Here is a 13,139-nt window from a genome sequence, read left to right on the forward strand (position 1 = left end):
TTGTGGCACCTCCCTAGACTGGAGCGTGTCTCGGATCAGGACTCGACCATGCTCAAGAATCGCTTGAAAGACCCCAGCCTGCTGGCTGAACTCGCCTACGTAGATGGCCAGTGGATCGCTGCCGACAGCGGCGCCACCCTGGACATCCGCGATCCCGCCACCGGCCACTTGATTGCCCAGGTGCCGGCCATGGACGCGGTGGACACCCGCCGCGCCATCGAAGCCGCCGAGCGTGCCTGGCCTGCCTGGCGCGCACGCCCGGCTGCCGAACGCGCGGCGCTGCTGGAGCGCTGGTACCAGGTGATGATCGACAACCTCGATGACCTGGCGCTGATCATGACCTGCGAGCAGGGCAAACCCCTGAACGAAGCCCGTGGCGAAGTGCGCTACGGTGCCGGTTTCGTCAAATGGTTCGCCGAGGAAGCGCGCCGGGTCTACGGCGAAACCATGCCCGCGCCCAGCGGTGATCGGCGTTTGCTGACCCTCAAGCAACCGGTGGGCGTATGCGCCGCCATCACCCCATGGAATTTCCCCAACGCGATGATCACGCGCAAATGCGCGCCGGCGCTGGCCGCCGGTTGCCCGATCATCGTCAAACCCTCGGACCTCACGCCGCTGTCGGCCCTGGCCCTGGCGGTGCTGGCCGAGCGCGTCGGCATTCCGGCCGGGGTGTTCAATGTGATCACCGGCTTACCCGCCGGCATTGGCGAAGAGCTGACCGGCAACCCGGCGGTGCGCAAGATTTCCTTTACCGGCTCCACCGCCGTCGGCCGCCTGTTGATGCGCCGGAGTGCCGAGCACATCAAGCGCTTGAGCCTGGAACTGGGCGGCAATGCGCCGTTTATCGTGTTCGATGACGCCGACCTTGAACAGGCGGTGGCCGGGGTAATGCTCAGCAAGTTTCGCAACGCCGGGCAAACCTGCGTGTGCGCTAACCGCATCCTGGTGCAGGAGGGTATCTATGCGCGTTTCGCGGCGCGACTGGTGGAGGAGGTGGGCAAGCTCAAGGTCGGCAACGGCCTGGACGACGGCGTGACCATCGGCCCGCTGATCAACCCCGCAGCGGTGAGCAAAGTCGCGCGGCATATCGACGACGCCCTGAGCCAGGGCGCCCAGTTGCTGTGCGGCGCCGTCCCCAGCGGTGACAGCCAGTTTGTGCAGCCCACGGTACTTGGCGATACCCTCGCCGGGATGTTGCTGGCCAATGAAGAAACCTTCGGCCCGGTGGCACCGCTGATGCGCTTTACCGACGAAGCCCAGGCCCTCGCCCTGGCCAACGCCACCCCGTACGGCCTGGGCGCCTACTATTTCACCCAGGACCTGCAGCGCTCCTGGCGTTTTGGCGAGGCCCTGGAGTTCGGCATGGTCGGGCTCAACACGGGGATCATCTCGATGGAAGTCGCGCCGTTCGGCGGCATCAAGCAATCGGGCCTGGGGCGCGAAGGCAGCAAGTACGGCCTGGACGAATACCTTGAAGTCAAAGCCTTCCATATCGGCGGCTTGAACTGAATTTTTGCGAGGCATGCACCATGAGCAAGGCATTCAGAATCGCCGCGATTGCCGGCGATGGCATCGGCAAGGAAGTCCTGCCCGAAGGGCTGCGGGTACTGGAACAGGCCGCCAGGATCTGGGACCTGAACCTGAGCATCGAAGTGCTCGACTGGGCCCACTGCGATTACTACCTGGAACACGGGCAGATGATGCCCGAGGACTGGTTCGAGCAGCTCAAGGGCTTTGACGCGATCTACTTCGGCGCCGTGGGCTGGCCGGACAAAGTCCCGGACCATATTTCCCTGTGGGGCTCGCTGCTCAAGTTCCGCCGCGACTTCGACCAGTACGTGAACATCCGCCCGGTGCGGCTGTTCCCCGGCGTGCCTTGCCCTCTGGCCGGGCGCGCGCCGGGGGACATCGACTTTGTGGTGATCCGCGAAAACACCGAGGGCGAATACTCCTCGGTGGGCGGCAAGATGTTTGAAGGCACCGAGCATGAGTTCGTGCTGCAGGAATCGGTGTTCACTCGACGTGGGGTTGATCGCATTCTCAAGTTCGCCTTCGACCTGGCCCAGACTCGTCCGCGCAAGAAGCTGACGGCGGCGACCAAGTCCAATGGGATTTCCATCAGCATGCCTTACTGGGATGAACGCACGGCATTGATGGCGGCGAACTATCCCGAGGTGACGTGGGACAAGCAGCACATCGACATCCTGTGTGCGCGGTTTGTGTTGCAGCCGGACCGCTTTGATGTGGTGGTGGCCTCGAATCTGTTCGGCGACATCCTGTCGGACCTGGGGCCGGCGTGTGCGGGGACCATCGGGATAGCGCCGTCGGCGAACCTGGATCCGGAGCGGCGGTTTCCGTCGTTGTTCGAGCCGGTGCATGGATCGGCGCCGGATATTTACGGGCAGAACATTGCCAATCCGATTGCGATGATCTGGTCGGGGGCGTTGATGTTGGACTTCTTGGGCAATGGGGATGGGCGGTATCGGGCGGCCCATGATGGGGTATTGCGGGCGATTGAGGCGGTGATTGCGGAAGGGGTGGTTACGCCGGATCTGGGGGGGCGGGGATCGACTCAGGATGTGGGGATTGCGATAGCTGGGCGGCTTTTTGATTGAGTACATATCCGTTGCTGCGGTAACGGCCACTTATGGTTTCGCTTTTACAGCGACTCACTTTTGGAGGGACCCAAAAGTAAGCAAAAGGTCCTCGCCCCAACACTCGGCACCTCGCCTAGGCTCGGTGTGCCCTCACTCCGGCTTTGGAGCGTGGGCCGCCGCGATGGGCCATCCTTGGCCCAGCGCGGCTAACCCGGCGTCCTGCCGGGTTACCCACGCTCCAAAGCCTGCGTTCGGCCAGCGTGTTTGACGGGGCGATCCCAGATCAAAAACAAAGCGAGGCGGCCTTAAAGCCGACCTGATTATTGAAGCGTACGCGGTGTGGCTTCTACTTCCTTAACCGCTGACGAAGTCAGCAATCTTTTGATCTGCTCTGGCTCTGGCTCTGGCTTTTGATCTTGATCTCAGGCGCCCCGTTAACCACGCTGGCCGAACGCAGGCTTGAATCCGTGGGTAACCCGGCAGGACGCCGGGTTAGCCGTCCTGGGCCAAGGATGGCCCATGACGGCGGCCTACGGATTCAAGCCTTCGTTCGGGCATACCGAGCCTAGGCGAGGTACCGAGTGGTGGGGCGAAGCGTTTTTGGTTACTTTTGGCGCTTTTCCAAAAGTGACACGCCGTAAGGGCGTAACCATAGGCGGCCGTTACCGCAGCAACGGATATGTACTCATTCCACGCCAACATCCTGGTCGGCTGTCAGGCCGCCATCGGGAGCAAGCCCCCTCCCACATTTTGCCCACGGTCTGTCAGTTGGCTATTTGTGATTCCCCATCCACTCCAGCGCCGTGCGCCACACACAAATCCCGAGGAAATACGCTGACATCACCGACCACAACCCAAACGTCCACGGATTGGTGTTGGGATAATCCACCACCATCAAAAAGCTGCAGAGCAACCAGATGGTGGTCACTGCGATATTGATCGGCATGAAGCGCTTGACCCGGAACGGGTGCAGGAACTTCATCGGCGTCACGGTCAGCAGGGCCAGGCCGATCACGGTCAGCAAGGTGACCCAGGCGTCCGGCTGGATGATGTATACGCACAAGGCCACCACGTTCCAGGCGGCGGGGAAGCCGACGAAGTAGTTGTCTTTGCTCTTCATGTTCACGTTGCAGAAGCAGAACAGCGATGACACCAGGATCACCGACACGGTGAACAGGTGGGTAAAGTCCGGCAGGTCGATATAGCGGTAGATAAACAGTGCCGGAATAAACACATAGGTGAGGTAATCGATCACCAGGTCCAGTACCGAGCCGTCAAAGCTGGGCAATACCGTGCTGACATTCACCCGTCGCGCCAGGGAACCATCCACGCCGTCTACCACCAGGGCCAGGCCCAGCCAGAGCAAGCAGGCCTTGGGTGAGTTTTCCAGCAGCGCCAGGGTGGCCAGGAAGGCCAATACCACACCGGTGGCGGTAAAGCCGTGGGCGCCCCAGGCTTTGATTCTGGCTACATGCAGGGTCGATATCACGGGCGGTTCTCCAAAAGGTGAAACGGGGCAGCCGACAACGTGACGCTGTCGAGTCTGGCCGGGGAATGCAGGTATCGACCGGGAAGGGGGTCATAAGGTTCACCGCCCGGCGCATCACATAGCGTAGCAAGCGTAGGACGTTTCGGCATCAGCCTTGGCGAAACACCAGTGCCTTCAGTCCGCTTTGCGCGTCGATATCCGGAAATTCCGGCGGGTTTTGCAGCCGTTCAATAAAGCGCAGGCCCGGTGCTTCGCGGGTGACGCCGTCGATCAGGAAGTCTTCGCCGAAGGCCGGGTCGTTCATGCACGCCAGGACAGTGCCCTGGGCCGTGAGCAAATCCGGCAGGCGACGCAGTACGCGCTGGTAGTCCTTGGTCAGCAGGAAGCTGCCTTTCTGGAAGGACGGTGGGTCGATGATCACCAGGTCGTAGGGGCCGCTGTGGGTGACCTTGGCCCAGGATTTGAACAGGTCGTGGCCGAGGAAGGTGACCTTGCTCAGGTCATGACCGTTCAGGCGGTGGTTATCGCGGCCGCGGCTCAGGGCGCCACGGGCCATGTCCAGGTTCACCACGTGGCTGGCGCCGCCCTCGATGGCCGCGACCGAGAAGCCGCAGGTGTAGGCAAACAGGTTGAGCACGCGCTGGCCCTTGGCCTGTTCGCGCACCCAGTTGCGGCCGTAGCGCATGTCGAGGAACAGCCCGCTGTTCTGCTTTTTGCCCAGGTCGATCAGGTAACGCAGGCCGCCTTCGGTGATGGTCAGCTCGTCGATGGCTGCGCCCACCAGCCATTCCGTGGTGCTTTGCGGCAGGTAGCGGTGTTGCAGCGCCACGCTGTGGGCGCCGGATTGGGCCCAGTCGAAGTCGATCAACAGCTGTTTCAACCCCTCCAGATGGGGCGCTTCGGGCTCTTTGAACAGCGCGACCAGCACCACGCCTTGCAGCCAGTCCACGGTCAATTGCTCCAGGCCCGGCCAGCAGCGGCCACGGCCATGGAACAGGCGCCGGGTTTCAGCCGGCGGGCTGGCCAGGGCGGTGAGCAGGTGGGCGTGCAGGGTAGCGAGTGCGTCTGGGTTCATCGTTGAGCGTCGGTCATTGAGCGGGCGGCATTTTAAACACACTGGTGAGGTTTCGGGTTGTTTGAGCACAACGTGCTGGGAAAAAGCCCATGGGCAGTGATTCATGCTCAAAATTCTGTAAACCGCGCCTGATAACAGGCAAAAAATCCTCAAGCGCCGACATAAACTGGAAAAAAGCCCGGAGGTGCCCATGAACGGTTTCGCGAGTGCAGTGAATCACACAGCCCTGGATCAACCAGAGCTAGACGAATGGCGCGACGCGCTGGCGTCGCTGGTAGCCAATGCCGGCCCTGAGCGCGCACGCCAGATCCTCGATCTGCTGGCCCGCGATGCCAGCGCTCCGCACATCGACTGGAAACCCCGCCACGGTACGCCCTACATCAATAGCATCAGCGTCGAGCAGCAACCGGCGTTTCCCGGCGACCTGGCCACCGAAGAGCGCCTGGCCTCACTGGTACGCTGGAACGCCCTGGCCATGGTGGTGCGGGCCAACCAGGCCTATGGCGAGCTCGGTGGCCACATTGCCAGTTACGCCAGTGCGGCGGATTTGTTCGAGGTGGGCTTCAATCACTTTTTCCGCGCCCGCAATCACGACTTTGGCGGCGACCTGGTGTTCTACCAGCCGCATTCGGCCCCCGGCATTTATGCGCGCGCCTTCCTTGAAGGGCGCTTGAGCGAGGACGACCTGGCCCACTATCGCCAGGAACTCGGTGGCGCCAAGGCCGGGGCGAGTGGGCTGTGCAGTTACCCGCACCCGTGGTTGATGCCTGACTTCTGGCAGTTCCCCACCGGTTCCATGGGCATTGGCCCCATCAGTTCGATTTTCCAGGCGCGCTTCATGCGCTATCTGCAGCATCGCGGCCTGCAGGACACCGCCGAGCGTCACGTGTGGGGTGTCTTCGGCGACGGCGAGATGGACGAGCCGGAAAGCATGTCGGCCCTGACCCTGGCCGCGCGCGAAGGCCTCGACAACCTGACCTGGGTGGTCAACTGCAACCTGCAACGCCTCGACGGCCCGGTGCGTGGCAACGGGCGGATTATCGACGAGCTGGAGGCATTGTTCGCGGGGGCGGGCTGGAACGTGATCAAGCTGGTCTGGGGGTCGGACTGGGACGCCTTGCTCGCCAAGGACGCCGACGGTTCCCTGGTCAACACGTTGTCGAACACCGTGGACGGCCAATTCCAGACCTTCGCTGCCAAGGACGGGGCCTACAACCGCGAACACTTCTTCGGCCAGAGCGCGGCGCTGGCCAGCTTGGTCAAGGGCATGAGCGATGAGCAGATCGACCGCCTCAAGCGTGGCGGCCACGACATGGTCAAGATCCACGCCGCCTATCATGCCGCGCGCCGGGTCAAGGGCAAGCCCACGGTGATCCTGGCCCAGACCAAAAAAGGCTTCGGCATGGGCGAGGCCGGGCAGGGCAAGATGACCACTCACCAGCAGAAAAAGCTCGATCGCGACGCGCTGCTCGCTTTCCGCAACCGTTTCCAGTTGCCGCTGAGCGATGAACAGGCCGAGTCGCTGAGCTTCTTCAAACCCACGGATGACAGCCTCGAGTTGCGCTACCTGCATCAGCGGCGCACGGCCTTGGGCGGTTATGTGCCCAGCCGTAGCCAGGCCGCGGCACCGGTGAACGTCCCGCCCGTGAGCGGTTACGCCGGTTTCGCCACGGCGGCCGACGGCAAGGAAATGTCCACCACCATGGCCTTCGTGCGCATGCTGACCAACCTGCTCAAGGACAAGGCGCTCGGGCCGCGCATCGTGCCCATTGTGGCGGATGAGGCGCGCACTTTCGGCATGGCCAACCTGTTCAAGCAGATCGGCATCTATTCCAGTGTCGGCCAGCGTTATGAGCCGGAAGACATCGGCTCGATCCTCAGCTACCGCGAAGCCACCGACGGGCAGATTCTTGAAGAAGGCATCAGCGAGGCCAGTGCCATCAGTTCCTGGGTCGCGGCGGCCACCAGTTACTCGGTGCACGGCCTGCGCATGCTGCCGTTCTACATCTATTACTCGATGTTCGGCTTCCAGCGCGTCGGCGACCTGATCTGGGCCGCCGCCGACCAGCGCGCCCGTGGCTTCCTGCTCGGTGCCACGGCCGGGCGGACCACACTCGGCGGTGAGGGCTTGCAGCACCAGGACGGCAGCAGCCACCTCACCGCCGCCACCGTGCCCAACTGCCGCGCCTACGATCCGGCGTTTGCCGGGGAATTTGCGGTGATCCTCGACCACGGCATGCGCCAGATGCTGGAACAGGATGTGGACGAGTTCTACTACGTGACCCTGATGAACGAAAACTACCCGCAGCCAAGCCTGCCCGCAGGCGTGGAGGCGGCGGTCATCAAGGGCCTGTATCGCCTGGAAGGCGCCGCCGACGCCCGGGTACGCCTGCTCGGTTCGGGCACCTTGCTGCGTGAAGCCCAGGCCGCCGCGCGGTTACTGGCTGAGGATTGGCACGTGGCGAGCGAGGTGTACAGCGTCACCAGTTTCAGCGAACTGGCACGGGAGGCGCGGGAAGTGGAACGCTGGAACCGCCTGCATCCGCAGGCCGGCAAGCGCGTCAGTCACCTGAATGACTGCTTGCCGGCAGGTGCGCCAGTGGTTGCCGTGTCCGACTACGTACGCGCAGTACCGCAGATGATTGCGTCCTATCTGGACTCCAGCTACACCGTGCTCGGCACCGACGGGTTCGGTCGCAGTGATACACGGGCGGCGCTGCGGGATTTCTTTGAGGTGGATCGGCATCACATCGTGCTGGCGGCGCTTACCGCGTTGGTGGAGCAGGGCAGTCTTGAGCGGCAGGTGTGCCAGCAGGCGATTGAGCGGTATGGCTTGCAGGTGGATCGCGCAGCTTCCTGGACCTGCTGATTCCCCCCGTAGATACAACACCGCGTAAATCCGTAGCTGTCGAGCCCCGGCGAGGCTGCGTAGGCCGCGACTCGAGCTTGAATCGGCAGCGCGCCTGACGCAGCCTCGCTGGCGCTCGGCAGCTGCTACGACGGTCACATGCTGCTGGCGATGAGGGGCTGACCGAACACTTCGCGTATAAACCCCGGGGCGATATACCGCTCGTAATGCGCCTCGGACAGCAGGAAAAACTCCCGGTCAATGGCATCGCGCAAATCCGCCAGGCTGCGTTCGCGAAACTCCGGCAACAACGCCAACCCATAGGCGTCCAGCCTGGAAATCACCCGCGCGCCCCGGGCAATCAGCTGGTACGCCCAGCAATACGGCGACTGGTGCGGCATAAAGCGAATCTTGCGGTCTTCCAGTTGCTGGCGCAGGCGCTGCGGGTCGAACACTTCCAGCTTGCTGGCCATCACCTGCACCAGCAACTGCTCAAGGCGCAGCCATACCGCCTGCTTTTCCTCGGCGTTGTAGCCATTCCACTGGATCACTTCATGGTGATAACGCTTGCAGCCTCGGCAGACCAGGTCCCCGTAAACGGTGGAGCACAGGCCGACGCAGGGGGTCTTGATGGTTTGATTGGGCATAAAAAATATCGACAAGTGAAACAACACGGCCCCAGAAAGGGGCCGTTTTTTAATCAATCCCAGCTCAGCGCACCGCCGGTCTGATACTCGATCACACGGGTTTCGAAGAAGTTTTTCTCTTTCTTCAAATCCATGATCTCACTCATCCACGGGAACGGGTTAGTCGTGCCTGGATACTCTTCCTTCAAGCCAATCTGCGACAGGCGACGGTTAGCGATGAACTTCAAATAGTCTTCCATCATCGCGGCGTTCATACCGAGCACCCCGCGCGGCATGGTATCCCGCGCATATTCAATCTCCAGCTGAGTCCCCTGCAGGATCATCTGGGTCGCTTCTTCCTTCATCTCGGCATCCCACAGGTGTGGGTTTTCGATTTTGATCTGGTTGATCACGTCGATACCGAAGTTCAGGTGCATCGACTCATCGCGCAGGATGTACTGGAACTGCTCGGCCACGCCGGTCATTTTGTTGCGGCGGCCCATGGACAAAATCTGGGTGAAGCCGCAGTAGAAGAAGATGCCTTCCAGCACGCAGTAGTAGGCGACCAGGTTGCGCAGCAGTTCCTTGTCGGTGTCGACGGTGCCGGTTTCGAACTTCGGATCGGAGATCGAGCGGGTGTATTTCAGGCNGCCTAGGCGAGGTACCGAGTGGTGGGGTGATGGCCTTTTGCTTACTTTTGGGCCTTTCCAAAAGTGAGCCGCTGTAAGAGCGGAACCATAGGCAGCCGTTACCGCAGCAACGGATATGTACTCAGTACCCCCGCAACCGATCCACCTCACCCACCATCTCCTCCCCCCGTTCAAATCGCCGAATATTCTCCAACAACACCGCAAACGCACTCTCCGGCTGCGTCATCGCCGCAATATGCGGCGTCAACAACACCTGCGGATGCCCCCAGAACGGATGCTCCGGTGCCGCCGGCTCTTCCCGCAGCACATCCAGCACCGCCCCACTCAACTGCCCACTCTCCAGCGCCTCGAGCAAATCCTCTTCAACCAGGTGCCCCCCACGGCCCATATTCACCAACCCCGCCCCCCGTGGCAGTTGCGCAAACAAGCGCCGGTCCAGGATCCCCTGGGTCTGCTCCGTCAACGGCAACACGCACAGCAAAATATCGCACTGGCTAAGAAACGCCGGGAGTTGCGCTTCCCCCGCATAACACTCCACCCCCGGCACCTGGTGCGCACTGCGCGCCCAGCCGGACAGGGCAAAGCCCAGGGGTGCCAAGGTCGCCAGGATCTGCTGGGCCTGGGCACCCAACCCCATCACGCCCACACGCCGGTTCGCAGCTGGCTGCAACAGGTGCGCCTGCCAACAGCGCGCCACCTGCTGCTGGCGATAGCGCAGCATGTCGCGGTGCAGACTCAGCACCGCCCAACTGGCGTACTCGCACATGCCGCGGGTGATGCCCGGGTCCAGCAGGCGCACCACCGGCAGGCCCGCAGGCAGGCGATCAAGGTCCAACTGATCGACACCGGCCGACAAGGCGAACAACACCTTCAGGTTGGGCAGCACGCGGGCCAGATCTTCCGGTGCCTGCCAGGCGGCCAGGTAGTCGACCTCGGCGGGGTTGCCGAGGTCGGGCCAGGTGCGCCACTCGATCTCCGGCGCGTGTTGGGCGAACAGTGCCTGCCAGTGTCGGCCGCGCACCGGGTCAGCTTTGTAGAGCAAGGCCATGGGCATTTCCTGCTGGATAAACGGAAGCATCATCATCGCCCAAAGCCCGGCGCAGGATCTGTTGAAACGCGGGGCGAAAACAGTTGATCCGAATTTCTCACGGGGCAAGTTCGGCGTAGTTGGTTGCCCGCAGGCCGTACTCTGGACTGCATCGCAACCACCTTCCGGTTGCCGGACTCACGATGGGAAATGCCATGAATAGCAAAGTCGACGAAACCCCTCATTTGCTCCGTCAGCGCGAGCAGTTCGTGCCCCGTGGCCTGGTGACCGCGCACCCGCTGGTGATCGACCGCGCCCAGGGCGCCGAATTGTGGGACGTGGATGGCAAGCGTTACCTGGACTTCGTCGGCGGTATCGGCGTGCTCAACATCGGCCATAACCACCCCAAGGTGGTCGCCGCCGTGCAGGCCCAGTTGCAGAAGGTTTCCCATGCCTGCTTCCAGGTGGTGGCCTACCAGCCTTACCTCGACCTGGCCCAGCGCCTGTGTGAAATGATCGGCGGCCAGGAAGCCTATAAAGCGGCGTTTTTCACCTCCGGCGCCGAGGCGGTGGAAAATGCGGTGAAGATCGCCCGCGCCCATACCAATCGCTCGGCGGTCATCGCCTTCCGTGGCGGTTTCCACGGGCGCACATTGCTGGGCACCACGCTCACCGGCATGAGCCAGCCCTACAAGCAGAACTTCGGGCCGTTTGCGCCGGAGGTGTTCCATACCCCTTACCCGAACGCTTATCGCGGCGTGACCAGTGACATCGCGCTCAAGGCCCTGGATGAGTTGCTGGCGACCCAGGTAGCGCCGGAGCGGGTGGCTGCGATCATCATCGAACCGGTGCAGGGCGATGGCGGTTTCCTCACTGCGCCCCCTGAGTTTCTCCAGGCGCTGCGGGCGTTGGCCGACAAGCATGGCATCGTGTTGATCCTCGACGAGATCCAGACCGGCTTCGGTCGCACCGGCACCTGGTTCGGTTTCCAGCACGCGGGCATCCAGCCCGACCTGGTTACCGTGGCCAAGAGCCTGGCCGGCGGCTTGCCGTTGTCCGGCGTGGTCGGCAAGGCGCACATCATGGATGCACCGCTGCCCGGCGGGCTGGGCGGCACCTACGGTGGTAATGCGCTGGCCTGTGCGGCGGCGTTGGCGGTGATCGATGCGTTCGAGCAGGAGCAGTTGCTGGCGCGCAGCCAAGTACTGGGCGAGCGCCTGCGCCAGGGGTTGCTCGATTTGCAGGCGCGCTACTCGCGCATCGGCGATGTGCGCGGCACCGGCTTTATGTTGGCGATGGAGTTGATCAAGGATGACCCGGCCCGCACCCCGGATGCCGACCTCAACCAACGCCTGATCGATGCAGCCCGGGCCGGTGGTTTGCTGGTGATCAAGTGCGGGGTACATCGCAATGTGCTGCGCTTCCTCGCGCCGCTGGTGACCAGCGAAGCCCAGGTCGACGAAGCGCTGGAAATCCTCGACGGCGCCTTGGCACGGGTCTTGAACTGAGGCTGTGCCCGCTACGGGCCAACTGCGGCATTGGAGGCTTGACCCCACATGGGACTGACAGATTATCGAGCGTTGCTGATCGATTGCGATGAAGTGCTGGTGGATCGCGATTCAGGGGTGTGGGCGGCGTTGCAGCCGCTGCTCGACAGCCGTGGCGGGCAGCCGGCCAAGGATCAGGTGCTGGCCGAATTCAACACGCAGGTTGCCAGGCTCTACCCGCGTTTCGCCGAGCTGGGCTTCAGTGGCGTGTTGTGTTTTGCCCATCGCCAACTGGCCGAAAGTTGGGGGCTGCACGCCAGTTGGGAGGAGTGCATGAGCTTTGCGCGTTCGGCGGGCAATTGGTCGTTGTTCGAGGATGCGCCGGGGGCCATGCTGTACCTGCGCAAGTTCTACCGTTTGCTGGTGCGTGGCGACCGTGATGCCGAGGACCGCGGGGTGTTGTGCGAGCGATTGGGGATTGCACCGGAAGATTTCATTTCCCTCGCCGAAGACCCGCAATGGCTCACGGACCGAGGCGCGCAGCTGCAACCGGTGCTGCATGTGACGCGACCGGCGGTCGGCGCACACGGGGCGCTGGACCGCTGTTTGATCGGCCGCCACCGGGCACGGCAGCCTTCGCCTTGTGCGGCGGAGTACTGCATCAACAGCATGGCGGATCTGGTGGCGCAGCATCAGCTGTCTTTACGGCGCTGATTTTGCTAGAAGATTGTCTTACAAACGGCAGTCAAGAGGTACGTGATGGAAGGGCAAGTCAAGCTGGACCGGATCGACATCAGTATTCTGGTTGAACTGCAAAAAGACGGGCGGATGACCAATGTCAGCCTCGCCGATGCCGTGGGCCTGTCCGCCAGCCCCTGCCTGCAACGGGTTAAGCGGTTGGAATCGGCCGGGTATATTTCCAGCTACAAGGCGCACTTGAACCTGGCCAAGATCACCGACTCGGTGACGGTGTTTACCGAGATCACCCTCAGCGACCATAAACGCGAAGACTTCGCCAAGTTCGAATCGAATATCCGCCTGGTGGACGAGGTACTTGAGTGCCACTTGATCAGCGGTGGCTACGACTATCTGGTGCGTTTCATGACTCGCAGCATCCAGCACTACCAGGAAGTGGTCGAGAGCCTGTTGGATAAGAACATTGGCATCTCCAAGTACTTCAGCTACATCGTGATCAAGTCACCGGTGCTCAAGGATGGTGTGCCGTTGCGCAAGTTGCTGCGGCACTGACACACGCTCGCTTTCCTGTGGGAGGGGGCTTGCCCTCGATGGCCATGGGTATCTACACAACTTCCAGTGAATACGGAATCTATGGCAATTAG

General features: G+C 62.4%; 11 protein-coding genes. 6 read left to right on the plus strand and 5 right to left on the minus strand.

Annotation, left to right across the window (positions count from 1 at the left end; all coding sequences use genetic code 11):
* Positions 1 to 48: 48 nt before the first annotated feature.
* Both PspCFBP13509_RS18275 and PspCFBP13509_RS18280 read left to right on the plus strand, forming a co-directional pair.
* The gene (locus PspCFBP13509_RS18275; protein ID WP_137212455.1) at positions 49 to 1,509 is read left to right on the plus strand and encodes an NAD-dependent succinate-semialdehyde dehydrogenase; all 1,461 of its coding nucleotides are present in this window, start codon (positions 49 to 51) and stop codon (positions 1,507 to 1,509) included.
* Between the two features lie 20 nt (positions 1,510 to 1,529).
* On the plus strand, positions 1,530 to 2,615 hold the full coding sequence (locus PspCFBP13509_RS18280; protein ID WP_137212456.1) for a tartrate dehydrogenase: 1,086 nt from the start codon (positions 1,530 to 1,532) through the stop codon (positions 2,613 to 2,615).
* Positions 2,616 to 3,369: 754 nt separating this feature from the next.
* Here the strand turns inward: PspCFBP13509_RS18280 and pcsA are convergent.
* Both pcsA and PspCFBP13509_RS18290 read right to left on the minus strand, forming a co-directional pair.
* Positions 3,370 to 4,086, minus strand: coding sequence for a phosphatidylcholine synthase (gene pcsA, locus PspCFBP13509_RS18285; RefSeq protein WP_065948625.1), 717 nt, complete (start codon positions 4,084 to 4,086; stop codon positions 3,370 to 3,372).
* A 148-nt stretch (positions 4,087 to 4,234) separates the two neighbouring features.
* Positions 4,235 to 5,161, minus strand: a complete 927-nt coding sequence (locus PspCFBP13509_RS18290; protein WP_137212457.1) for a class I SAM-dependent methyltransferase — start codon at positions 5,159 to 5,161, stop codon at positions 4,235 to 4,237.
* 190 nt (positions 5,162 to 5,351) lie between these two features.
* Here PspCFBP13509_RS18290 and mdeB point away from each other — a divergent pair, with 190 nt between their 5' ends.
* Positions 5,352 to 8,030 (plus strand): alpha-ketoglutarate dehydrogenase, encoded by a 2,679-nt coding sequence (mdeB, locus tag PspCFBP13509_RS18295; protein ID WP_065927822.1) that lies wholly within the window; start codon positions 5,352 to 5,354, stop codon positions 8,028 to 8,030.
* A gap of 134 nt (positions 8,031 to 8,164) precedes the next feature.
* On the opposite strand, the gene PspCFBP13509_RS18300 is transcribed toward mdeB, so the two are convergent.
* The 3 genes from PspCFBP13509_RS18300 to PspCFBP13509_RS18310 form a co-directional block, all read right to left on the minus strand.
* On the minus strand, positions 8,165 to 8,656 hold the full coding sequence (locus PspCFBP13509_RS18300) for a DUF1289 domain-containing protein (protein ID WP_065948623.1): 492 nt from the start codon (positions 8,654 to 8,656) through the stop codon (positions 8,165 to 8,167).
* A gap of 53 nt (positions 8,657 to 8,709) precedes the next feature.
* Positions 8,710 to 9,282, minus strand: coding sequence for a ribonucleotide-diphosphate reductase subunit beta (locus tag PspCFBP13509_RS18305; RefSeq protein ID WP_446730748.1), 573 nt, complete (start codon positions 9,280 to 9,282; stop codon positions 8,710 to 8,712).
* A gap of 124 nt (positions 9,283 to 9,406) precedes the next feature.
* A complete protein-coding gene (locus tag PspCFBP13509_RS18310) occupies positions 9,407 to 10,333 on the minus strand; it encodes a 2-hydroxyacid dehydrogenase (protein WP_137212492.1) in 927 nt (308 codons plus the stop codon).
* Positions 10,334 to 10,527: 194 nt separating this feature from the next.
* On the opposite strand from PspCFBP13509_RS18310, the gene gabT reads away from it, so the two are divergent.
* From gabT to PspCFBP13509_RS18325, 3 genes are read left to right on the plus strand one after another with little or no spacing between them, the layout of a single operon-like run.
* The gene (gene gabT / locus PspCFBP13509_RS18315) at positions 10,528 to 11,820 is read left to right on the plus strand and encodes a 4-aminobutyrate--2-oxoglutarate transaminase (protein ID WP_065926966.1); all 1,293 of its coding nucleotides are present in this window, start codon (positions 10,528 to 10,530) and stop codon (positions 11,818 to 11,820) included.
* A gap of 48 nt (positions 11,821 to 11,868) precedes the next feature.
* Complete coding sequence (locus PspCFBP13509_RS18320) at positions 11,869 to 12,513, plus strand: tautomerase family protein (RefSeq protein ID WP_137212458.1); 645 nt, start codon at positions 11,869 to 11,871, stop codon at positions 12,511 to 12,513.
* 45 nt (positions 12,514 to 12,558) lie between these two features.
* The gene (locus tag PspCFBP13509_RS18325) at positions 12,559 to 13,047 is read left to right on the plus strand and encodes an Lrp/AsnC family transcriptional regulator (RefSeq protein WP_010449292.1); all 489 of its coding nucleotides are present in this window, start codon (positions 12,559 to 12,561) and stop codon (positions 13,045 to 13,047) included.
* Positions 13,048 to 13,139 lie beyond the last annotated feature (92 nt).

It is taken from the genome of Pseudomonas sp. CFBP13509, assembly GCF_005233485.1.
In the GTDB taxonomy this organism is placed as follows: Bacteria; Pseudomonadota; Gammaproteobacteria; order Pseudomonadales; family Pseudomonadaceae; genus Aquipseudomonas; species Aquipseudomonas marginalis.